Source organism: Streptomyces solitudinis, assembly GCF_036323765.1.
GTDB lineage: Bacteria > Actinomycetota > Actinomycetes > Streptomycetales > Streptomycetaceae > Streptomyces.
This window is the reverse complement of sequence record NZ_JAZDCW010000012.1, coordinates 58,188-78,957: the sequence shown is the minus strand read 5'-3', so window position 1 is coordinate 78,957 and position 20,770 is coordinate 58,188. Positions and strand designations below refer to the sequence as shown.

General features: G+C 73.0%; 18 protein-coding genes. 5 read left to right on the top strand and 13 right to left on the bottom strand.

Annotation, left to right across the window (positions count from 1 at the left end):
• Nucleotides 1–259: 259 nt before the first annotated feature.
• Entirely contained in the window at nt 260–1,183 is a 924-nt protein-coding gene (locus tag V1J52_RS24225; RefSeq protein WP_330142097.1) for an APH(6)-I family aminoglycoside O-phosphotransferase, read from the bottom strand.
• 165 nt (nt 1,184–1,348) lie between these two features.
• On the bottom strand, nt 1,349–2,395 hold the full coding sequence (locus V1J52_RS24220; RefSeq protein WP_503676895.1) for a ParB/RepB/Spo0J family partition protein: 1,047 nt from the start codon (nt 2,393–2,395) through the stop codon (nt 1,349–1,351).
• A 481-nt stretch (nt 2,396–2,876) separates the two neighbouring features.
• Between V1J52_RS24220 and V1J52_RS24215 the strand changes: the two genes are divergently transcribed.
• The 3 genes from V1J52_RS24215 to rfbD all read left to right on the top strand — a co-directional run bounded on the left by V1J52_RS24215 (nt 2,877) and on the right by rfbD (nt 5,992).
• On the top strand, nt 2,877–3,944 hold the full coding sequence (locus V1J52_RS24215) for a glucose-1-phosphate thymidylyltransferase (RefSeq protein ID WP_330142096.1): 1,068 nt from the start codon (nt 2,877–2,879) through the stop codon (nt 3,942–3,944).
• Between the two features lie 49 nt (nt 3,945–3,993).
• Nucleotides 3,994–4,983: a dTDP-glucose 4,6-dehydratase gene (gene rfbB / locus V1J52_RS24210; RefSeq protein WP_330142095.1), complete on the top strand. Its 990-nt coding sequence runs from the start codon at nt 3,994–3,996 to the stop codon at nt 4,981–4,983.
• 94 nt (nt 4,984–5,077) lie between these two features.
• The gene (gene rfbD, locus V1J52_RS24205) at nt 5,078–5,992 is read left to right on the top strand and encodes a dTDP-4-dehydrorhamnose reductase (RefSeq protein WP_330142094.1); all 915 of its coding nucleotides are present in this window, start codon (nt 5,078–5,080) and stop codon (nt 5,990–5,992) included.
• A 79-nt stretch (nt 5,993–6,071) separates the two neighbouring features.
• Here the strand turns inward: rfbD and V1J52_RS24200 are convergent, their stop codons facing one another.
• From V1J52_RS24200 to V1J52_RS24190, 3 genes are read right to left on the bottom strand one after another with little or no spacing between them, the layout of a single operon-like run.
• Nucleotides 6,072–6,674 carry a dTDP-4-dehydrorhamnose 3,5-epimerase family protein gene (locus V1J52_RS24200; RefSeq protein ID WP_330142093.1) on the bottom strand — a complete coding sequence of 201 codons (603 nt, stop codon included), beginning with the start codon at nt 6,672–6,674 and terminating at the stop codon, nt 6,072–6,074.
• A 14-nt stretch (nt 6,675–6,688) separates the two neighbouring features.
• Nucleotides 6,689–7,741, bottom strand: coding sequence for an inosamine-phosphate amidinotransferase 1 (locus tag V1J52_RS24195; RefSeq protein ID WP_330142092.1), 1,053 nt, complete (start codon nt 7,739–7,741; stop codon nt 6,689–6,691).
• Between the two features lie 55 nt (nt 7,742–7,796).
• On the bottom strand, nt 7,797–8,729 hold the full coding sequence (locus V1J52_RS24190) for a phosphotransferase (protein WP_330142091.1): 933 nt from the start codon (nt 8,727–8,729) through the stop codon (nt 7,797–7,799).
• Nucleotides 8,730–8,857: 128 nt separating this feature from the next.
• Between V1J52_RS24190 and V1J52_RS24185 the strand changes: the two genes are divergently transcribed.
• The gene (locus V1J52_RS24185) at nt 8,858–9,631 is read left to right on the top strand and encodes an inositol monophosphatase family protein (protein WP_330142090.1); all 774 of its coding nucleotides are present in this window, start codon (nt 8,858–8,860) and stop codon (nt 9,629–9,631) included.
• Nucleotides 9,632–9,680: 49 nt separating this feature from the next.
• On the opposite strand, the gene V1J52_RS24180 is transcribed toward V1J52_RS24185, so the two are convergent.
• Both V1J52_RS24180 and V1J52_RS24175 read right to left on the bottom strand, forming a co-directional pair.
• The gene (locus tag V1J52_RS24180; RefSeq protein ID WP_330142089.1) at nt 9,681–10,916 is read right to left on the bottom strand and encodes a DegT/DnrJ/EryC1/StrS aminotransferase family protein; all 1,236 of its coding nucleotides are present in this window, start codon (nt 10,914–10,916) and stop codon (nt 9,681–9,683) included.
• Between the two features lie 43 nt (nt 10,917–10,959).
• Nucleotides 10,960–12,483 carry a GMC family oxidoreductase gene (locus V1J52_RS24175; RefSeq protein ID WP_330142088.1) on the bottom strand — a complete coding sequence of 508 codons (1,524 nt, stop codon included), beginning with the start codon at nt 12,481–12,483 and terminating at the stop codon, nt 10,960–10,962.
• Nucleotides 12,484–12,715: 232 nt separating this feature from the next.
• Here V1J52_RS24175 and V1J52_RS24170 point away from each other — a divergent pair, with 232 nt between their 5' ends.
• Nucleotides 12,716–13,990, top strand: a complete 1,275-nt coding sequence (locus V1J52_RS24170) for a DegT/DnrJ/EryC1/StrS aminotransferase family protein (protein ID WP_330142155.1) — start codon at nt 12,716–12,718, stop codon at nt 13,988–13,990.
• A 6-nt stretch (nt 13,991–13,996) separates the two neighbouring features.
• Here V1J52_RS24170 and V1J52_RS24165 read toward each other — a convergent pair whose 3' ends face one another.
• The 6 genes from V1J52_RS24165 to V1J52_RS24140 form a co-directional block, all read right to left on the bottom strand.
• Nucleotides 13,997–14,641 carry an HAD family hydrolase gene (locus V1J52_RS24165; protein WP_330142087.1) on the bottom strand — a complete coding sequence of 215 codons (645 nt, stop codon included), beginning with the start codon at nt 14,639–14,641 and terminating at the stop codon, nt 13,997–13,999.
• Between the two features lie 43 nt (nt 14,642–14,684).
• Nucleotides 14,685–15,677 carry a phosphotransferase family protein gene (locus V1J52_RS24160; RefSeq protein WP_330142086.1) on the bottom strand — a complete coding sequence of 331 codons (993 nt, stop codon included), beginning with the start codon at nt 15,675–15,677 and terminating at the stop codon, nt 14,685–14,687.
• Complete coding sequence (locus V1J52_RS24155) at nt 15,674–16,363, bottom strand: StsF protein (protein ID WP_330142085.1); 690 nt, start codon at nt 16,361–16,363, stop codon at nt 15,674–15,676. The genes V1J52_RS24160 and V1J52_RS24155 overlap by 4 nt, the downstream gene beginning before the upstream one ends.
• Before the next feature lie 91 nt (nt 16,364–16,454).
• The gene (locus V1J52_RS24150; RefSeq protein ID WP_330142084.1) at nt 16,455–17,216 is read right to left on the bottom strand and encodes a class I SAM-dependent methyltransferase; all 762 of its coding nucleotides are present in this window, start codon (nt 17,214–17,216) and stop codon (nt 16,455–16,457) included.
• A gap of 68 nt (nt 17,217–17,284) precedes the next feature.
• Nucleotides 17,285–19,027: an ABC transporter ATP-binding protein gene (locus V1J52_RS24145; RefSeq protein ID WP_330142083.1), complete on the bottom strand. Its 1,743-nt coding sequence runs from the start codon at nt 19,025–19,027 to the stop codon at nt 17,285–17,287.
• The gene (locus V1J52_RS24140; RefSeq protein WP_330142082.1) at nt 19,024–20,724 is read right to left on the bottom strand and encodes an ABC transporter transmembrane domain-containing protein; all 1,701 of its coding nucleotides are present in this window, start codon (nt 20,722–20,724) and stop codon (nt 19,024–19,026) included. The genes V1J52_RS24145 and V1J52_RS24140 overlap by 4 nt, the downstream gene beginning before the upstream one ends.
• Nucleotides 20,725–20,770: the final 46 nt, after the last annotated feature.

The following is a 20,770-nucleotide window of genomic DNA, read 5'->3' as shown; positions in this document are numbered from 1 at the left end:
CCGCGACTGTGTCCGCTGCCGCTCCGCGCTGTCTCGGACGAGATCGCCACCTGGGCTTTCCCGGGCACGCGGTCAACGCCCGCGCAGCGCGCCGCCTTCCGCGGGCACCGGGAGGGCGGCGCGCGGTGCACGGGGGTCCGGGCAACGCGATTGGGGCGTCCGGCCAACGCGAAGAACGCGACGCGCATCCGGGTGGGTGCGCGTCGCGTTCAGCGGCGTACGGCTCGTGCGGTCGGTGTGCCGTGGTGCGTGTGCCGGGTCAGCGGCGCGACAGCGCGTTGGCCACGGCGGTCTGCGACGGGTCGATCGTGGTCCGCCCGTCCTCGAGGTCCCACAGCGTGTTCTGGAGCAGCCGGCCCAGGGTCCAGCCGGCCGCGCGTTCGCGGTCCAGTCCCAGCGCCTCGGTCAGCAGGTCGAATCGCCGGCGGACCACCCGCAGGGGGTCCCCGGCCGCCACGAGTTTTTCCCAGCCCGTGTCCAGCGCGGGCCACAGGTCGAAGCCCGGGTCACCGGCCAGGGGTTCAGGGTCGATGGCCAGCCATGGTTGACGCTCGGCGGCCAGCACGTTGTCGTAGTGCAGGTCCCAGTGCAGCATCCGGTCCCCCGGCTCGCCCACCAGCTCGGTGACGGCCGACGCCCAGGCGCGCAGGCGCTGCCGGTCGGCCGGGTCCGTCAGCGAGCCGACGGCCTCGGGCACGGCCTCCAGCATCTCGCGGGCGATCCCGCCGAGACCGCGCAGCCCGTCGGGTGCCGGGACGGAGTGCAGCCTTTCCAGCAGGCCGGCCAGGGTGCGCATGGCCACGTCGTCGTCCTCGACGGACGCCAGGGTGCGCGAGGCGTCCAGGCGTTCCAGCAGCATGGCGCTGCTCACCGGGTCGTGGTCGAGCAGCCGCACGACGCCGTTGCCGTTCCAGGCGCGCAGCCCGGTCAGCGCGGCGGTCGTCTCCTCGCGGGGCATCTGGAGCTTGAGCGCGGCCCGGGTGCCGTCGGCGCGCCGTACGGGCACCACGAGCGAGGCCTCACCGGAGGCGACGCGGCCGTCCCGCTTCAGCTCCCACCGGCTGAGCAGTTGCGCGACCAGGGCGGGCAGGGCGGTGATCCAGGCCCGTTCCTCCTCACCACCGTTCCTCGTCAGGGACGCCGCCAGGGCGTCGGGGACTTCGATTGTTTCCGGCGTACTCATCGGTTTTTCCTTCACGGGGGAGTTGCCCGCCGCGGCCCGGCCGTGGTGACCCGATCGGGCCCCGCCGGCGGGGCCGGGCGGTCTACCAGGGTCGCGCGGTGTGCGCGTGGCCGGCCACGGGGCCGGGGTTCTCGGGGACGCCGTCCTTGGCCGTGCCCGGGCACCTCACCGCAGGCTGGCCCGGTGCAGGGGGGCGTCCGTGTCGCCGTCGGTGACGTCCGGAGCCCGCTCGTCGGTCCTGTCGGCGTCGGCCCGCTCGAGCTGTTCGGCCACGCGCTGCCATATCTCGGCGCAGCCCCGGGCGAGTTCGGCGATGACCTCGGCGCGGTGCGGCGGCACGTTGCCCAGCAGCCGGTCCCAGTCCTGGCTGCGCACGGCCACCACGTTGAGCCAGCGCAGCAGCACCCGGCCGTCCTCGGTGAACCGTATGGACGGGTCGCGGCTGAGGTGACGCAGCATCAGCACCCGTGAGGGAGCGGCCTCCTCGGCCGGCTTGGCGCGGGCCGGTGGCTGTTCGGCAACCGCCGGCCTCTCCCGCGCACGGTCGCGTCCGGGCAGCGGACTCTCGCCCCGGCGCAGCCGCTTGCGGACGTCGGAGGCGGTGCCCAGGGACACCCCGGCCTGGGCGGCGATCTGACGCAGCGGCGCCGTGGGGTTCTCCTGGATCAGACGGCCCGCCAACTGCCGTCCCTCCGTGGCGTCCAGGGGGCGGGTCCGCCCGTCCCGGCCGACCCGTACGTTCGACTGTGTAACTCCCGCGGTCGAACAGGACCGCAGGGTTCCCACCGTTTTCGCCGAGAGGCCGGTCGCCCGTCCGATGGCCCGGTCGGACCAGAGCGGATGGCTGGTGAGGATGCGGCTCGCGGCGGCCTTTCGGTCGTCGAGGGAGAGCGGCAGGCCGTGGGCGATGTTCGCTTTGACCGCGAGGACGAATGCCTCTTTCTCCTCCCCCTCGAAGTACCGGATTGCGATCTCGGTGGCGCCGCGGAGTCCGGCGGCCCGCAGCCGGTGCATGCCGTCGATCACCCGCAGCGTGGAGCGCATCACCACAATGGGAGGAAGTTCCGCTCCGGATTCTGCGAGAGTACGAATGTGTTCGGCATCCTCGCCGGAGCTGCGGGGGGAGTCGGAGGCCCGGAGCGAATCGATCGGCACCATGACCACGTCGGACAATTGGAAGCTGTTCTCGTCGGATTCTCCCAGGCACCCCATTGGCTGGTCATGCGCTTGAACAGGACTGTTACCTAAAACAGGCTCCATTACCTATCCTTAGGTCGCCGGCCATTCACGGCAGCACGGGTCAGGGCCTTCTCTCTTTCACCTGGCATATGCTTAGCATCCATGAACGTTTAAGTAAAGTAACCCTAAGCGGCCGAAAGGCGACCCCGGGGCGGACGGGCCCTCACCGGCGCGGGCACCGTCGCCGCAGGGCGGACCGGCAGGACAGGGGGTGCCGGACAGGGCCGCGGGGACGACGGCCCGGGCCATGCACTCCTTTCCGGCCACTGCCGACGATCGATCAGTCGTCCTCGTCAACGCGGTCTTAACGCAAAAGGATTCATCGCGCGGCGGGAAAACGTCACACCGTCCGCCGCCCCCCGCCGCTGTCCGGCGGCGCGGCCTTCCCCGCGGCAGCGCCGCGCACCCGTGTTCCCACACCCCCGTGTTCCCAAGACCACACAGGGAGAACGACATGAAAGCGCTCGTACTGGCCGGCGGAGCGGGCACGCGCCTGAGGCCCATCACGCACACGTCCGCGAAGCAGTTGGTGCCGGTGGCCAACAAACCCGTCCTGTTCTACGGGCTGGAGGCGATCGCCGCGGCCGGCATCACCGATGTCGGTATTGTCGTCGGCGACACCTTCGGTGAAATCACCGACGCCGTCGGGGACGGTTCGAAATTCGGTCTCGACGTGAGTTACATACCGCAGCCGAAACCCCTGGGACTCGCGCACGCCGTCCTGGTCGCCCGCGATTACCTGGGCGAGGACGACTTCATCATGTATCTCGGCGACAACTTCGTGGTGGGGGGCATCGAGGGACCTATCCGGGACTTCCGCGCCGCCCGGCCGGACGCGCATCTGCTGCTCACCCATGTGTCCGACCCCCGGTCCTTCGGCGTGGCCGAACTGGACGCCTCGGGGCGGGTGTGCGGGCTGGAGGAGAAGCCCACCCACCCCAGGAGCGACCTGGCCCTGGTCGGGGTGTACCTCTTCTCCCCCGCCATCCACGAGGCCGTGCGGGCTATCAGGCCCTCGTGGCGCGGGGAGTTGGAGATCACCGACGCGGTGCAGTGGCTGATCGACGCCGGCCGGGACGTGCGCTCCACGCAGATCACCGGCTACTGGAAGGACACCGGCAACGTGGCCGACATGCTGGAGGTGAACCGGCTCGTGCTGGAGGCGACCGAGCCGCGCTGCGACGGCCTGGTGGACGAGCACAGCAACCTCATCGGCCGCGTCCGGGTCGAGGAGGGCGCCGAGGTACGCAACTCCCGGGTGGTGGGCCCCGCCGTGATCGGTGCGGGCTCGGTCGTGGCCGGCTCGTACGTGGGACCGTTCACCTCCATCGCCGAGGACTGCCTCGTGGAGGACAGCGAGGTCGAGTTCTCCATCGTGCTGCGCGGCGCCTCCATCAGCGGGGTGCGGCGCATCAAGGCGTCGCTCATCGGCCGCCATGTGCGGGTGACCTCCGCGCCGCCGGTGCCGCACGCCCATCGCCTCGTGCTCGGCGACCACAGCAAGGCGCAGATCTCCTCCTGATGCCTCCCGACCCCGACCCGTTCCGACCGGAAGGCGGAAGCCCGTTCCCATGACCACACATCTGCTTGTCACCGGGGGAGCCGGTTTCATCGGTTCCCACTACGTCCGCACCCTGCTCGGCCCCGACGGCCCGCCCGATGTGGTGGTGACCGTGCTGGACGCCCTGAGCTACGCCGGCAATCCGGCCAACCTGGCAACCGTGCGCGACCACCCTCGGTACCGGTTCGTGCACGGCGACATCTGCGACGCGGCGCGGGTCGACCGGGTGATGGCCGGCCAGGACCAGGTCGTGCACTTCGCCGCCGAGTCCCACGTGGACCGCTCCCTGGTCGACGCCTCCGCCTTCGTACGCACCAATGTGCACGGCACCCAGACGCTGCTGGACGCGGCGCGGCGGCACGGGGCGGCGCCGTTCGTCCAGGTGTCCACCGACGAGGTCTACGGGTCCATCGAGCACGGCTCGTGGACCGAGCACGAACCGCTGCGGCCCAACAGCCCCTACTCCGCCTCCAAGGCGTCCGCCGACCTGCTGGTGCTGGCCCACCACGTCAGCCACGGCCTGGACGTGCGGGTGACCCGCTGCTCCAACAACTACGGGCCTCACCAGTTCCCGGAGAAGCTGGTCCCCCGCTTCATCACCCTGCTGATGGACGGACACCGGGTGCCGCTGTACGGGGACGGGCTGCACGTGCGCGAGTGGCTGCACGTCGACGACCACGTACGGGGCATCGAGGCGGTCCGCACCCGCGGCCGGGCCGGCCGGGTGTACAACATCGGAGGGGGCACCACGCTGAGCAACAGGGAGCTGGTGGGGCTGCTCCTCGAGGCGTGCGGTGCCGACTGGAGCAGCGTGGTGCACGTCGAGGACCGCAAGGGGCACGACCGGCGCTACTCGGTGGACTCCACCCGGATACGGCGGGAACTGGGCTTCGCGCCGGCCACCGGCCTGGCCGAGGGGCTGGCCGCCACCGTCGCTTGGTACCGGACGAACCGCTCCTGGTGGGAGCCGCTGCTCCCGGCCGGCTCGCTGCCCGCCTAGGGCGTCTTTCGGACCGCGCCCGGCACGATCCGAAAGCACGCCCCTGGGTTCCCTCCGCCCGACGCCGGGCGCGCATCCCCCGGAGACCGACACCATGTCCCCGTACCCTCGCCCGCGCTGGCTCGTCACCGGTGCGTCCGGCATGCTGGGGCGCGAACTCACCTCCCTGCTGCTGCGCCGGGGTGCGGCGGTGACCGCGCTCGGCCGCGGTGCCCTGGACATCACGGACGGCGCGGCCGTGCGGGCCGCACTGGCACGCCACCGGCCGGCGGTGGTGGTCAACTGCGCGGCGTGGACCGCGGTCGACGCGGCGGAGTCGGAGCCGTCGAGGGCCATGGCGGTGAACGGCGACGGGCCGCGTCATCTCGCGGGGGCCTGCCGCGCCCTGGACGCCGTCCTGCTCCAGCTCTCCACCGACTACGTGTTCGCTGGGTCGGCCGCGCGGCCGTACCGGGAGGACGACCCCGCCGCTCCGCGCACGGTGTACGGCTACACCAAGCGGGCCGGGGAACGGGCGGTGCTGAGCACCCTGCCGGAGGCCGGCTACGTGGTCCGCACCGCCTGGCTGTACGGGGCGGGCGGGCCCAACTTCGTGGCCACGATGATCCGCCTGGAGGCCGAGCAGGACACCGTGCTCGTGGTGGACGACCAGCACGGCCAGCCGACCTGGACTGCCGACCTCGCCGACCGGCTGGCGGCGCTGGGCTCGGCGGCACTCGCCGGTGCGGCGCCCGCCGGTGTCTACCACGCGACCAACACCGGTACCACCACCTGGTACGCCCTGGCCCGCGAGACGTTCCGGCTGCTCGGCGCCGATCCCGACCGGGTCCGTCCCACCACCAGCCGGGCGCTGGCCCGGCCGGCCACGCGGCCCGGCTACAGCGTGCTGGACCAGCCGCGCTGGCGGGAGGTGGGCATGGAGCCGTTGCGGGACTGGCGCGCCGCGCTGGCGGAGGCGTTCCCCACGCTGTGCGGTGCGGTGGGCCGTTCGGCGGTGCCCCCGCGGTGAGGTGCCGCCCCCGGCCTGGGGCGCACGCGGACGACGGCCCGCCGGTGGAGGTCCACCGGCGGGCCGTCCGGTCGTGCGCTCAGGCCACGGACCGCTCGCGCAGGGAGCGGTGGAAGGCGACGCACTCCCCGTACGCCGGCAGCAGGCCGCGCCGCTCCATCTCCGCGATGCCGGGGGCCTGCCGATCCTTGTGCGAGAGCACCGGCTCGATGTCCTCGGGCCATGCGATGCCGAGGTCCGGATCGAGCGGGTGCACGCCGTGCTCCCGCCCGGGGGCGTAGCCCCGCGAGGTGAGGTAGACAACGACGGCGTCGTCGGTGAGCGCCATGAACGCGTGGCCGAGCCCGACCTCGACGTACAGGCTGCGGTGCGGGTCGTCGAGTCGGACGGCGTCCCAGGCACGGTAGGTGGGCGAGCCGACGCGGATGTCGACCACCACGTCCAGTACGGCACCGCTGAGACAGGTGACGTACTTGGCCTGGCCGGGCGGGACCTGGGCGAAGTGCACGCCCCGCAGCACCCCGCGCCGCGAGACGGACCGGTTGACCTGGGCGACGCCGGGTTCGTAACCGAGCACTGCGCTCAGCTCCCGGCCGCTGTACAGCTCCTGGAACACGCCCCGGTCGTCGGCGAACGCACGGGTCTCGGCCAGCCAGGCGCCGTCCACACTCAGCGGACGCATCCGCTCTCCTCTCGTCAGAAGCGGTAGGTCTCGAGGGTTCCGGTCCTGCGGACGTCGAGGGTGACGCCGTGGAAGCCCCCTCCGAGCATCCGGGCATGGGTGAGCCGCAGCGGCAGGACGTCCACGCCGTGCCGTTCCAGCACCCGCATCAGCCCCCGCTGCCTGCGGTCCACGACGACCAGGCCCGGCCGGAGCACCAGCAGGCTCATCCCGATCCACGGGGAGCAGTGCGGTACGGCCCCGGCGTAGCCGAGGCCGATGAGCTCGGGGCACTCGATCCGCTCCCAGGAGTGCAGCACATGGGGCAGGTTGTCCTCGGTCACCCTGGCGGGGTTGACCAGGACGAGGCCCGGCCGCAGGGGGACGAGGGTGGAGTCGAGATGGGTGGAGGAGTACAGGCCGCGGCAGGGGTGGACGGTGTACGTCTCGCCGAGGGCCGACTGGAGCCAGCGGGCTCCCAGCTCGTTGCCGCTGTCGGAGACCAGGTACAGCAGGTCGGTGCCCAGCCGCAGCACATTGGCCGCGTCGAACACCGGCTCCAGCTCGCGCAGCCGCTCGCCGGGGGGCGCGGCCGGGTCGTACATCGTGTCGGCGAGCCGGGGCTTGGGCACGGACACCCATCTGCTGCCGCTGGTGAAGTACTCCATCAGCAGCTCCCGGTAGGCCGACGACTCCAGGTACCGCGCGCGCAGTGCCATCGGGGCCTCGATGACGGTGTTCCCGACGGTGAGCAGCCCGTCGCGGGGGCAGTAGTCGTGGTACCCGTCGCTCTCCCAGTCGGGGGTCCGCACGCGGGCGGCGTGGTCGCGGGCGCGGGGGCGGCGGACGGTCACGCCGAGGCCTCGCAACTCCTCGCACAGCTCCTCCAGTTCGTCCTCGGTCTCCTTGACGACCCGGTCCGGGTAGGGGCCCGTGGGCACGTCCTGCCAGCGGCCGGGCCCGGCGTACTCGGCGTACTCGACGGCGAGCAGGCTCCGGTCGGCGACCGGCACCCGGGCGCCGAGGGCGGTGCCGACGACGGCCTCCTCCAACAGGTCCCATTCGTTGTGGACACTGACCAGGCTCACGGCCAACCCTCCGGTACGAGTCGGTCACGGGACGCTTGCGGTGGTGTACGGGGCTTCAGGCGGCGGGCAGGTAGCGGGCCAGCCGGCCCCACATGGCGTCGTCGTCGGCGTCCCCGGTGTGGGGGCCGGCGAAGCGGCTGGCGTACTCGGCGATCTCGGCGAGCGTCCAGCGCAGTTCGTAGAAGCGCAGGAACACCGGGCGGCCCTCGGGGGCGGCGCCGAACACCCGGGTCAGGGCGGCCCAGTCGCGTTCCGGCGGGGCCCACATCGCCCCGCCCCAGTCGATGATGTCCACGCCCCGCCCGAACAGGACGTTCGCCGGGCTGGGGTCGCCGTGGGTCAGCGCGGGGCGTTCGCCGCGCCACTGCGCGGTGCACCGGGCGGCCACCCGGGCGGCTTCCTCGCGCAGCGCGGTGAGGTGGTCCCACCGACGGGCCACCAGACCGGCCAGCCGGCCGCCGTAGGGGCCGCACTCCGCGGCGCCGCCGTTCAGGGCCGCCTCCAGCGCCTTGTCGAGGTCGTTCTCGAAGGGGAAGCGGAAGTCCTCGGTGGGTACGTCGACGTGCCGGGTGGCGGGCGGCTCGAAGCCGTGCACGTCACGCAACTGGCGTATCAGCAGGTCCAGTTGTGCGGGGCTGGGTGGTGCCGAGGAGGCGGTGGCACGCTCCACGTACGGGAAGATTACGACGGGGAAGTCGGCGATCCGGTGCACCACCCGTCCGTCCCGCCCGGCGAGCGGGGCGAGCACGTACTCCTTGCCGCTCTCGCGCAGCAGGAGCGCCACTTCGTACGCCCCGGGGGAATGCCCGTCCAGATCGCGGCGGACACTGATCCACAGGGGTCCACAGCGGTAGGACCAACTGTCCTCGCCGAGCGGGAAGAATTCCGGCTCGGGCAATTCCCGGCCGCTCGGTATGTATTCCTGGAAGTTCTCCTCGACAAGCCGGACGAGGCTCCGGCGATCCACGAGCTTGTTCTCCAACAGCATGCCAGAGGCTAACACCGGGAACGGCCACGGGACTTTTTCCTCGCGGGTGTTCAACTGTCCGGTGCCGGGAAACGGCGGCGGGGAATGCGGCGCGCCGCCGGTAATCCATCCGTGGATATGGTGGGCCGATGGAGAATGACAGTGACGTACTGCTGGCGCACCGACTCGCCGATCTGGCGGGTGAATTGGCGCTGGGATTCTTCGGACGGCGGCTGGCCGCGCGGCACAAGAGCGACGGCAGCCCGGTCAGCGATGCCGACCTCGCCGTGGAGCAGGCGATGCTGGCGGTGCTGGCGGCGGAACGGCCCGGGGACGCGGTGCTGAGCGAGGAGTGCGGCGCGCTGAGGACCACGTCGCGGCGCCGCTGGATACTGGACCCCATCGACGGGACGATCCCGTTCCTGGCCGGGGCGCGCGACTGGGGCACCCATGTGGCCCTGGAGGTCGACGGTGCGCTGCGGGCCGCCGTGCTGAGCCGGCCCACCGAGGGTGTGAGGTGGTGGGCGGTCCAGGGCCGGGGGGCGTTCGCGTCCACCGATGGACAGCCGTTGTCGGCGGCACGTCCGCTGCGCATCCCCGGGGCCGCGGTGCCGCTGGGTGAGGCCCGAGTGGGCGGCTTCCTGATGCCGGGTTCCCCCGTCGAGCCGGTGCGCGGCCGGGTCCGGTGGGTGGAGTCCTCGGTGTGCCTGGTCGCGGACCTGCTGGAGGGCTGGGCCGACGCGGTGGTCGACGAGGGCGGCCACGTCTGGGACCGCGCCCCGGCCGCCCTGCTGGTGCGGGAGGCCGGGGGGCGCGTCGACGACCTGTGCGGCGGCAGCCGGCTGGACGGACGCTGGCTGGTGTACGCGGCGGACGGCGTCGCGGACGGGCTGACCGGGCTGCTGCGGGACGCGGGGGTGTGACGTCACCGGCCGGCACCGCCGCCGGCCGGTCCCGGGCGGCCCGCACCGCTCAGGTCAGCGCCTCGCCCTTGACGGCGCGGCGGAAGGTGTCCGCCGCGCGGTCGATCTCGGCGTCCGAGGAGCCGGGGTGGACGCCGAATCCGGGGCCGAGGTAGCCGTCGGAGACGCCGGTGGCCAGGGCGAGGGAACGCGCGAGGACGCTGTCGGTGCGGGGCAGGGCGCCGGGCTCGAACGCGTGCGGGGCGGGGCGCCCTCCGGGGGCGCGGAAGGGCACGGTGGAACGGTCGCCGCGGCCGAACGCGGTGAGCGCGGGCAGCCCGCCGTAGTAGTGCGTCGGCGAGTCGAGGAGCGTCCGGGTGCCGAGCCGGGCGGCGACGTCCCGGGCGTGCGCGGCGTCGTCGAAGACGTACACGGCGGTCGTGCCGCACTCCCCCTCGGGGTCGTGCAGGTGCCTGCGGCGCACTCCGGACAGTTCGCCGACGGCCCGGACCAGCCGCTGTTTGACGTCGCGGACCCGGCCGAGGATGCGGTCGAGCTTGCCGAGCTGGGCGAGCGCCAGGGCGGCGTGCAGTTCGCCGAGTCCAAGGTTCATGCCGAGCAGTAGGTCGCCCCGGCCACTGTCCTGGCGGTAGGGAAACCAGCCCTGGTCGTGGAAGGAGTAGGCGCGCTGGAAGACCAGCGCGTCGTCGGTGAGCACGAACCCGCCCTGGAGCGAGGTGATCACCTTGTAGTGGTTGAGGGAGAAGGTGCCGGCGCTGCCCAGGGTGCCGAGCGGGCGGCCCCGGTGACTGCCGCCGGCGCTCTGGGCGCAGTCCTCCAGCAGGAGCAGGCCGTGTTCGTCGGCGAGGGCGCGCAGCGCGTCCATGTCCGAAGGGGCACCAAGCATGTGCACGGGCATGATCGCCCGGGTGCGGGGGGTGATCCTGGCCCGTACGTCGACCGGGTCCAGGGTGAGGGACTCGTCGATCTCGGCGAGCACCACATCGGCACCGCAGTGCAGTACCGCGGCGATCGAGGCGACGAACATGTAGCCGGGCACGATGACCTCGTCACCCGGTCCGATGCCGAGGCCCACGAGGGCGGCGACCAGCGCGGAGGTCCCGCTGTTGACGCCGAGGCAGTGGGCGGCGCCGAAGCGCTCGGCCGCCGCCCGTTCGAAGCGGCGTACCCACTCCCCCTCGCCGGGGTCGTCGAACGCCTCTCGGCCCGCGTACCAGCGGTCGAGCACGGCCATCACATTGGCGCGCTCCTCGTTGCCGAAGAAGCGGTAGCCCGGTCCCGGCACTGTGGTCCCTCCTGGGTGTCGCCCCGTGGTCCGGGGTGCGGTGTCAGCCGGCCGCGAGCAGGGCGGCGAGGCGACGGGACAGCGCGATGGTGGTCAAGGACGGGTTGGCAGCGCCCAGCCGGGGGAACACGGCCGGCCCGGCGGCGTACAGGCCGGGCAGCGCGGGGAAGGCCTGGCGCGCGTCGAGCAGCCGGCCGAGCGGCAGGCTGCCGCCCTCGTGGTCCTCGGTGCCGAGCAGGCTCGCCCAGGTCTCGGGCCGGCCGGTGGACTGGCCGCGGGTGTGGTCGGGCAGCACCCGGGTGTTGTCGCGGTCGGCGTCGCCGAAGCCGGTGAACTCCAGCGGAGTGGCGGGCAGTCCCAGTTCCCGGGCGGCCGCCGCCCAGAAGTCGCGCAGCAGGTCGCGCTGTCCGCCGATCATCTTGCGGTCCTCGGGCAGCAGTTCGGTGCGGACGTGCGCCCGCCAGGGCTGTCCGGCGGACGGCCGGCACTCCACCACGCTGTCATCGCTGGGGAGTTGCTCGCCGGTGACCCGCACGTCCAGCAGCGCCTCGCCGTGACCCTCGTCGTACACGTCCATCCGCAGGTAGGAGCGCAGCACGGGGTCCGCCGGGAGGTGGTACGAGCTGGGTGCGGGCAGTCGGTCGGCGGGCAGCCGGACCACGAAGCCCTGCACGATGTGGTCGGCGAGGCCGCCGAGCCGTGGGGCGCGCAGTGCGCCCGCCTCGGTGAGGGCGTGCGCGGCCAGCCGGGTGCTCTCCACGGTGCCCGCGCACAGCACCACGGTGTCGGCGGCGACCGTTGCCACGGTGCCGTCGGCGGCGCGCACCCGGACCCCGCGGGCCCGTCCGTCCCGCACGTCCACGGCGAGCACGTCGGTGTCGCAGCGCACCCGGACACCGGGGGGCGGGGCGGGGCGGCCGCCGGGCCCGCGCCAGGCGGCCAGCGCGGTGTACGCCTCCCAGCGGCCGGTGCCGGGCAGGTGCCGGCAGGCCCGGGGCAGCGGGCGGAACTCCCGGCCGCCGAACGGGGTCCGGGCGGGCTGCGCGGGGTCCCACAGGACGCCGCCGCTCCAGGCGGTCAGGTCCGCGGTGACCCGGTCGTACCAGGACGGCCCTCCGGCGGCGGCGGTGGTCAGGTCGGCCACGACCTCGGCGGGCCACGCGGGCGGGCGCAGCGCCCAGTCCTCCAGCGGCAGGATGACGCCGTGCCAGTACAGGGACCGGCCCCCCAGCCGGCGTCGCAGCCCGGAGATGCCGGTGTAGTGCGGGGGCGCGTCGGACCGCCAGGGCCGGTGGAAGTGCGGGTCGCGCTCCGGCGCGAAGACGACCTCGGTGGCGGCCCCCCGCGGGTGGGTCATGTGGATGTGGGCCAGGTCCTCCCCGGGGCCCGCCTCCAGCAGCAGGACGTCCTCAGCGCCGTGGCCGGCCAGCGCGGCGGCGAGTTCGACGCCCGCGAGGCCGCCGCCGACGATGACCGTCCGGGCGTGCCCCGGGAGGGGCCCCCACGGGCCTGGTCCATCGGCACGGGAGGCGGCCGGGTCGCGGTGCGACGGGGGACTGCCGGACATCTCTGACTCCTCGCCTGATTCTTCCCGCCTCCGGCCGCGGAGAGGCGACCTGATATCCGGGCGGCCGGTTCGCCGCAGCGTACCCATCCCGTTCGACTGCGTGCCTTCCCCGGTCGAACACGGCCGGAAGTTCCTGGTGGTCCGTGCGTACCGTACGCACTGTGGCGTACGGCTGGTGGGGGTGCGTAAATTCCTATGCCCATCCGTCGCATTCTCGAAAGCGAGGGCAATCATGGGAAATGCACTGGCGATCTCCGGTGGACCGCGTCTGACGGAGCGGGAGTGGCCCCGTTGGCCACAGTCGGGCGAGCGGGCACTGAAAAGCCTCGAGGACGTATTGGCCAGCGGCCGTTGGACCATCAGCTGCGCATATCAGGGGCGGCAGTCCTACGAGCGCCAATTCGCGGCCGCATTCGCGGAATACTGCCGTTCGGCGATGTGCGTGCCGATGGCGACGGGAACCGCCTCGCTGGCCATCGCGCTGGAGGCGTGCGGGGTGGGGGCCGGGGACGAGGTGATCGTGCCCGGGCTGAGCTGGGTGGCGTCCGCGTCGGCCGTGCTCGGCATCAACGCCGTACCGGTGCTGGTGGACGTCGATCCGGCCACGTACTGCCTCGATCCGGCGGCCGTGGAGTCGGCGATCACGGAGCGGACCCGGGCCATCACCGTGGTGCACGCGTACTCGGCCGTGGCGGACCTGGACTCGCTGCTGGACATCGCCCAGCGGCACGGTCTGCCCCTGATCGAGGACTGCGCGCACGCGCACGGCGCCGGTTACGGCGACTGGCCGGTGGGTGCGTTCGGTGCGGCGGGGGTGTTCAGCATGCAGGGCAGCAAGTTGCTGACCTGCGGCGAGGGCGGTGCGCTGGTGACCGATGACGCGGAGATCTCCAACCGCGCGGAGCACCTGCGGGCGGACGGGCGGGTGCTGCGCCAGGAACCGGTGGGTGTGGGCGAGATGGAGCTGGAGGAGACCGGCCGGCTGATGGGCAGCAACGCCTGCCTGTCGGAGTTCCACGCGGCTGTGCTGCTGGACCAGCTGGCCCTGCTCGACGGGCAGAACGCCCGCCGGGTGCGTGCCGCCGACCATCTGACCGGCCGGCTCACCGACATGGGGATGACGGTGCAGGACACCTCACCGGGGACCACCGCCCGGGCCTATTACCGCTACATGGTGCGGCTGCCCGACGAGGTGCTGGCGGTGGCGCCGGTGGACCGGATCGCCCGGGCGCTCACCGCCGAGCTGGGCTTCCCGGTGATGCTGACCCACCGGCCGCTGAACGACAATCCGCTGCACCGGCCCGCCTCGCGCCGGCGGTTCGCCACCGACGCGCGTTACCTGCAGCGGGTGGACCCGGCGCGGTTCGACCTTCCGGTCGCCAAGCGCATCCACGAGAGCGTGGTGAGCTTCGGACACGAGGTGCTGCTGGCCCCGCTCGACGCCATCGACGACATCGCCCGGGCGTTCCGGAAGGTCTTGGACAACGTCCGGGAGATCCACCGCTGAAGGGGGTCACGGAATGGAAGGCAGCACGTCCCCACGGATCGCCGGGCCGAGCCGCTCGGCGAGGACCTCGGGGGTGGACACGTGCAGCGTGTGCATCCCCAGTTCCGCTCCCACCCGCAGCACCGTGACGCGGTCGTCGACGAGCAGCGTCTCGGCGGCCGCCACCCGGCAGCCCCGCAGGGCCTCGGTGAAGAACGACAGCGCTGGTTTCACCCGGCCCACGCGCCATGACGAGTACAGCGCGTCGAACAGGGCAAAGTGCCCGTAGGCGGCGTCCTTCATACGGTCCCAGTGCTCCGCCTCGTTGTTGGTGAGGACCGTCGTCAGGCCCGGCCGCTCCTGCCGCAGGCGGCGCAGGGCGCGGAAGTTGTCCCGGTGGGCACGGACGGAATCCAGGTACGCGCGGTCCAGCCACCGCGCCTCCTCGGGTGTGCCGGCCGGTGGCCCCGCTCCGTCCGCGACGAGGCTTCTCAGCACCTGGTGCACATGGCGGGTGCCGCTCTCGTACCGGGGCGCCGACGCCTCGACACGCCGGGCGAGTTCGGCGCGGTCCACGCCGTACCGGTCGGCGACCCGGTCGAGGAAGTCCGTCTCCTCGTTGATGTTGTTGTAGAGCACGCCGCCGGCGTCCACGAACAGCGCTCGAATCATGCTTCAGACCCTTTCCCCGGGGGCCGGTGACGGCCCCGCGGGCTCAACGCCCCAGCAGGGGGGCGTAATGACCGCCGTCGGTGTGCGCGCAGGCGACGAGCATCCGGTACGGCTCCCAGTCCTCGTAGGACTTCCTGCCGGGCTTGACCAGCTCGCGCTCCAGCCCCCAGGTCTCCAGCTGGATGGAGTGGCCGATCAGCAGGTCGTCGTCCGCGTCGGTGCGCAGCAGGGGCCGGGCCAGTTCGGCCACCGCCTCCTGGAGCAGTGCCCGGTCGACGCGTTCCCGGGCGGTCGGCCCGGCGCCGGCCGGCTGGGGCGCGAAGGCCAGCTTCACTAGTTCGTTCAGGTCCAGTTGTATGGGGGCGAGCACGGCGAACTCGAAGTCCAGCAGAGCCACCACGTCGGTGCCGTCCCACAGCGCGTTGACCGGGGAGAGGTCGCCGTGGTTGAGCACCCGGGGGGCGTCGGGCAGGGCCGCCCAGTGGCGGTCGAGCGCGGCACTCAGCCGTGCGCGTTCGTCCCGGGTGAGCACCCCGGCCGTGTGCAGCCGCAGGAGGGCGGCCCCGGCCTCGTCCGGGGAGCGCGCGTAGAAGGGGTTGTGGGGCCGGGCCACGGCCGCGGCGGCGGCCGGGTCGACCCGGTGCACCGCCCGGGCGCGCTCCCACAGCCGGCGGGCCGCGGCCACGCGCCGTTCGCCGTCCAGGGTGTCCCAGGCCTCGTCCAGGCTGGTCGCGGCGATCTCCCGGGTGACGACCCACTCGAAGCCGCGGGTCGCGCCGGAGTCCAGCACCGTCGGGTAGCCCACCTCGGGGGGCAGCAGAGCGGCCAGCCGGGTCTCGCGGACCAGGTCCCGGGCGCCGGCGGAACCAGCGACGCGTACGGCGAGCCCGCCGCCCAGCCAGGTGGCGTTCGTCCAGCCGGCCGCGCGGCGGGCGGCCGCGAAGTCCGCGCCGTGGCGCCGGAAGACCTCGGCGGCCACGGCGGCGGTCTCGGCGGCGCGCGCCGCGCGTTCGGCGCCGTTGGTGATGCCGGTCATCCGTGCGCCCTCAGTCGCAGCGACACGACCAGGCGCAGCGGGTCCGGACCGTCGGGCAGCCGGAGCAGCGGCGGTACCTCGTGCCACATGCGCGGGCCGAGGAGGCGGGCGTCGCCGTCGCGGTCGTACATCGGCTCCAGGAAGCCCTCGCGCAGGACGCGCATGGAGCCGACGGTGCCGTAGCAGAGCGGGAACTGGAGGTTGAACCGGTCGAGGTCGGTGTCCTCCTCGGCGCCGTGCGGGCCGATGTAGTCGCCCTCGCGGTAGACCAGGACGAACACCCGCTCGTAGTGCAGCCGGCGGCCGGTGATGGTGTCGACGACGGGCAGCAGCTGGTGTGCCGCGTGTTCGGCCCAGTCGAGCAGGCCGTGGTCCCGCAGGACGGTGGTGACGCGTTCGGCGCGGGCCGGTGAGTCGGTCTTGGCGTCGATGCGCCGCAGCCGGAAGCCGTAGCCGAGCGCGCCGTCGGCGGAGGTGTGCTTCTGGGCGTCGAGCTCGACCTCGTCGCCCAGTTCGCGGTAGGCCGACAGGGCCGCCGCCTTGAGCTCGGTGACGTCGGTGACCCGCGGTATCTGGGCGCAGCGGTGGGCGGAGTAGTGGGCGCGCAGGGCGTCGACGCCGATGTCGGCGCCCTCGGTGCGGAACCGGCCGGTCGAGGCCACGGGATGGGCGGAGTGGACGTCCACAAAAACCCCTCTTTCGCGGATGGTCGTCACGGTGGGCTGTCTTGGACGAGGCCGGGCACGCGTGACCCGGCGGGGACGGGCGCGGGGTGGGTCAGGCGGTGCCGAGGACCACCAGGCGGCGGCTGCTGACGGTAAAGGTGCCGCCGGACTCGTTCATGACCCGCGCTTGGGAGAAGCCGGCGGCCCGGAACCACTCGAGGATCTCGGGGGCGGTGAACATGCGGACGCTGTAGCGGGCCCGCTCCGCCTTGCCGTCGCGGATGGTGATCTTCTCCGCGTAGTAGCGGCTGGCCTCGGCGTCCAGTTCCTGGATGTCAACGGCCATGTCCGATCCCCGGCGCAGGATGTCGACGTGCATCTCGTGATTGGCGAGCACGCTCGGAATGTGCCGGTAGGGGGAATGCATGTCGAGCAGGAACCGGCCGCCGGGACGGAGTGCGCGGCGATAGCGCCGGAGAATGTCGCGGTCCGTCTCGTCGTCGAAGTAGCCGAAGGAACTGTACCAGGAGACGGCCGCGTCGAATTCTGCCTCGAAGGACATCTCCCGCAGGTCGACGTGCCGGTAATCGACCTGGATGCCCATTTCCCCGGCCTCGCTGCGGGCCATCGCGAGAAAGCGCTCGTCGCGGTCGATGCCGACCACCCGATAGCCGTGCGAGGCCAGCACGTTGGCGTGCCGGCCGTGCCCGCACGGGGCGTCCAGGAGGTCCATCCCCGATTCGAATCCGCCGAGTGCGACCATGCTGGACGCTTCCTTCTCACTCAGTTCCGGTGTGAGATCGGGGAGATCGAAGTAGTCGTAGGCGTCGCCGAAAAGGGCGCCCCAATCCACATGCGGCTTCCTTGGATTCATATTCCTCAGGCTAGGGCCGGAGCCGTATTCGCCGCAACGATTTCAATCGCCGTCCGGGTACCGCTATTTCATTCGCCGTGCCAGGCCCGCCACAGTGCGGCGTAGGCGCCGCCGGCGGCCAGCAGTTCGTGGTGGCTGCCCAGTTCGGTGATACGGCCGTTCTCGACGACCGCGATCCGGTCGGCGTCCTCGGCGGTGTGCAGCCGGTGCGCGATGGCGATGACGGACCGATCGCTCAGGACGGCGGCCATGGCTCGTTCGGTGTGCCGTGCCGTGGCCGGGTCGAGCAGCGCGGTGGCCTCGTCGAGCACCAGGGCGTGCGGGTCGGCGAGCAACAGGCGGGCCAGTGCCACCTGTTGGGCCTGTGCGGCGGTGAGGTCGTGCCCGGTGGAGCCGACCGGGGTGTCCAGGCCGTCCGGCAGGGCCGCCGCCCAGTCGCCAGCACCGACCACCTTCAGGGCGCGGCGCACCTCGGTGTCGTCGGCGACCGGCCGGGCGAGGGTGAGGTTCTCCCGCAGGGTGCCGCGGAAGATGTGGTGTTCCTGGGTGACCAGGGCGATGCGGCCGCGCAGGTCGCGGGTGCTCAGCTCGACCAGCGGTACGCCGCCGAGGCGGACCGTGCCGGAGCCGGGGTGGTAGATGCCGGCGAGCAGCTTGCCGAGGGTGGACTTGCCGGAGCCGGAGGGGCCGACCACGGCGAGCCGTTCGCCCGGCGCGAGTTCCAGGTCGACGCCGTGCAGGACGGGGCGCCCTGGCACGTAGGAGTAGGTGACCGCGCGGGCCGTGAGGTCCTGGCCCGCGGGCCGGGCGCCGGTGGGCTCGCGGTCGGCGGGCAGCTTGCTCACCCCGAGGACCCGGGCCAGCGAGGCCGAGCCGATCTGGAGCTCGTCCATCCAGCTCAGCACGTCGTCCAGAGGGAAGATCAGCTGCCGTACGTAGAGGGTCGCGGCGACCACCTGGCCCAGCGAGGCGAGGCCCTGGGTGTGGAGCAGCCCGCCGATGGCGAGGGTGGCGACCAGCGGGACGGCGTAGCTGAGCTCCACCAGCAGGTACCAGGAGCTGCGCAGCCACATGGTGTGCCGCTCGGCCCGGTAGGCCGTGCCCAGGTCGCGGTCGAGCGCCCGGCGGCGCCATTGCTGGAGGCCGAACGCCTCGGCGGTGCGGGCCCCTGGCACCGTCTCGGCGAGGCTGTCGCCGAGCGCCACGTAACTGGCCCCGCGCCTGCGGTAGGCGATGCCGGAGCGCCGCAGGTACCAGCGGGTGCCGATCCACAGGGGCGGGATGACGAGAAGGCTGGGCAGCGCGGTGAGCGGGCCGGTCAGCAGCAGGGCTCCGAAGGTGAACAGGCAGGTCAGCGAGGCGATCAGGGTCTCGGGCGCGGCGTAGCGGACGGTGTTGGTGAGGGCGTCGGTGTCGCGCGAGGCGCGGGTGATCAGGTCGCCGGGTTCGGCGTCCTCGACGGTGGACAGCGGCAGGTCCACCATCCGGTCGACGAAGTCCTCGCGGACCTCGGCGGTGATCTTCTCGCCAAACCGGCAGGAGCGCTGCATCGCACCGTAGGTGAGCGCTGCCTGGGCGACCAGTGAGGCCAGCAGGCCGAGGGCGAGCAGGTCGACGGTGCCGGCCGTGGTGCCGCCGACCACCTCGTCGATGAGCCGGCCGATCAGCCAGGGGGCGACCAGGCCGCACGCCGCGGCCAGTCCGTGCAGCGCCAGCAGCCGGCCGAGGTCGCCGGTGTGACGGCGGGCCAGGGCGCGGGCGTGCCGGCGCACCTCGGCCGTGTCGGCGACCGGCAGTGCTGCCCTGCTCATTCCGTGTTCTCCCGGGTGACGAGGCTGGTGGCGGGCGCGTCCCCGGTGGGCTCCGCGCCGGTCTCGCGCTGGATGACCCGGCGGTACGGGGCGCTGGTGGCGAGCAGGTCGCGGTGGCCTCCGGTGGCGACGACCGAGCCGTCGTGGACGAGGGCGACCTGCTGGGCGTGGTCGAGCAGCAGCGGGCTGGAGCTGACGAGAACGGTGGTGCGGCCCTCGCGGGCGCCCCGCAGCCGACGGCCGATCCGGTCCTCGGTGTGCGCGTCGACGGCGGAGGTGGGGTCGACGACGACGAGGACGTCCGGGTCGGCGAGCACGGCGCGGGCGAGGACCAGCCGCTGGCGCTGGCCGCCGGAGAAGCGGCTCCCGTCGGCGGTGATCTCGGTGTCCAGGCCGTCGGGCAGCGCCTCGACGATGTCCTCCGCGGCGGCCACCCGCAGCGCGGCGAGCACCTCGTCGTCGCCGGCGGTGCGGTGCGGGTCGAGGCTGTCGCGCAGGGGGCCGCGGAAGAGCCGGGAGCGGTTGTCGACCACGAGGACGCGTTTGAGGAGGTCGTCGCGGCGCAGCTCAGTCAGCGGCAGCCCGGCGTAGCGGACGGGCCCGTGGGCGTAGCCTCCGAGCCGGTCGGCCAGGTGTACGCCGTCGGCCGGCGGCGCGACGACCACGAGGAACGAGCCGGCGGTCACGACCAGTCCGGTGCGCTCGTCGACCAGGTCGTGCGGACCGGCGGGTACCGGGGTGCGGCCGTGCGTGCCGTCGGGCGGACCGGCCGGCAGGGCGAGCACGGCGATGGCGCGGCGGGCGGCGACATGGGCGCGGGCGAACCGGTCGGCGGTGTCGGTGAAGATGGCGAGCGGTTCGACGAGGAAGGCGGCGTACGCGTAGAAGGCGACGAGCTCGCCGGGCGTGACCGCGCCGGTCAGCGCGGCGCGGGCGCCGATCCAGGTGACGGTGCCGACCAGCAGGCCGGGCAGCAGCACCTGGGCGGCACGGATCAGGGCCTCGGCGCCGGCGACCCGGGAGCCGGCGGCGCGCACCCGCTGGGAGCGCTCGCGGTAGGAGCGGGCAAAGGAGGTCTCGCCGCCGACGCCGTGCAGGACCCGGAGGCCGGTGACCACATCGGTGAGCCGGGAGGTCAGTTCGCCCTGGAGCTCCCGATAGGCGCTCTGTCTGCGGTGCAGCGGGCGCAGGGTGTAGCCCATGGTGAGGATGATCGCGGGCAGGGCGACGATCAGGAGCACGGCGAGGGAGGGCGACTGGTCAAGCAGCACCACGGCCACCAGCAGGGTCGAGACGACGGCGCCGAAGGCCCTGCCGACGACGTCGAAGGCGTTGCCGATGGTCGTCATGTCGGAGGTGCCGACGCTGACGAGTTCACCGTCGTCGACGCGGCGTTCGAGGTCCGCGCCGAGCCGGCCCGCGTGGCCGACCACGAGTTGCACCGTGCGGAAGCCCGCAGCCAGCGCGTTGTGCATGCTCAGCCGGCGCCGGATCATGCCGGACACCGCCTGCACCACGCCGAGGCCGAGGAGCACGGCGGACCACAGCAGCACGGCGCGCATGTCGCCGGGAACGAGCCCCTCGTCGATGGCCTCGCGGACGACGACCGGCATGAGTGCCTGCGAGCCGAGCCAGAGCAGGCCCAGGAAGGCCGCCGCGCTCAGTGGCCCGGCGATACGGCCGGCGAGCCACAGCATATAGCGCGAGGCCGATCGGATATCGGGATGACCTGGGTCTGCGACG

Bases quoted from the DNA above. Each gene is read 5' to 3' on its own strand.
- V1J52_RS24225 (WP_330142097.1), bottom strand. From the start codon at position 1,183: ATGAGTACGCCGGAAACAATCGAAGTCCCCGACGCCCTGGCGGCGTCC.
- V1J52_RS24220 (WP_503676895.1), bottom strand. From the start codon at position 2,395: ATGGGGTGCCTGGGAGAATCCGACGAGAACAGCTTCCAATTGTCCGAC.
- V1J52_RS24215 (WP_330142096.1), top strand. From the start codon at position 2,877: ATGAAAGCGCTCGTACTGGCCGGCGGAGCGGGCACGCGCCTGAGGCCC.
- rfbB (WP_330142095.1), top strand. From the start codon at position 3,994: ATGACCACACATCTGCTTGTCACCGGGGGAGCCGGTTTCATCGGTTCC.
- rfbD (WP_330142094.1), top strand. From the start codon at position 5,078: ATGTCCCCGTACCCTCGCCCGCGCTGGCTCGTCACCGGTGCGTCCGGC.
- V1J52_RS24200 (WP_330142093.1), bottom strand. From the start codon at position 6,674: ATGCGTCCGCTGAGTGTGGACGGCGCCTGGCTGGCCGAGACCCGTGCG.
- V1J52_RS24190 (WP_330142091.1), bottom strand. From the start codon at position 8,729: ATGCTGTTGGAGAACAAGCTCGTGGATCGCCGGAGCCTCGTCCGGCTT.
- V1J52_RS24185 (WP_330142090.1), top strand. From the start codon at position 8,858: ATGGAGAATGACAGTGACGTACTGCTGGCGCACCGACTCGCCGATCTG.
- V1J52_RS24175 (WP_330142088.1), bottom strand. From the start codon at position 12,483: ATGTCCGGCAGTCCCCCGTCGCACCGCGACCCGGCCGCCTCCCGTGCC.
- V1J52_RS24170 (WP_330142155.1), top strand. From the start codon at position 12,716: ATGGGAAATGCACTGGCGATCTCCGGTGGACCGCGTCTGACGGAGCGG.
- V1J52_RS24165 (WP_330142087.1), bottom strand. From the start codon at position 14,641: ATGATTCGAGCGCTGTTCGTGGACGCCGGCGGCGTGCTCTACAACAAC.
- V1J52_RS24160 (WP_330142086.1), bottom strand. From the start codon at position 15,677: ATGACCGGCATCACCAACGGCGCCGAACGCGCGGCGCGCGCCGCCGAG.
- V1J52_RS24150 (WP_330142084.1), bottom strand. From the start codon at position 17,216: ATGAATCCAAGGAAGCCGCATGTGGATTGGGGCGCCCTTTTCGGCGAC.
- V1J52_RS24145 (WP_330142083.1), bottom strand. From the start codon at position 19,027: ATGAGCAGGGCAGCACTGCCGGTCGCCGACACGGCCGAGGTGCGCCGG.
- V1J52_RS24140 (WP_330142082.1), bottom strand. From the start codon at position 20,724: ATGCTGTGGCTCGCCGGCCGTATCGCCGGGCCACTGAGCGCGGCGGCC.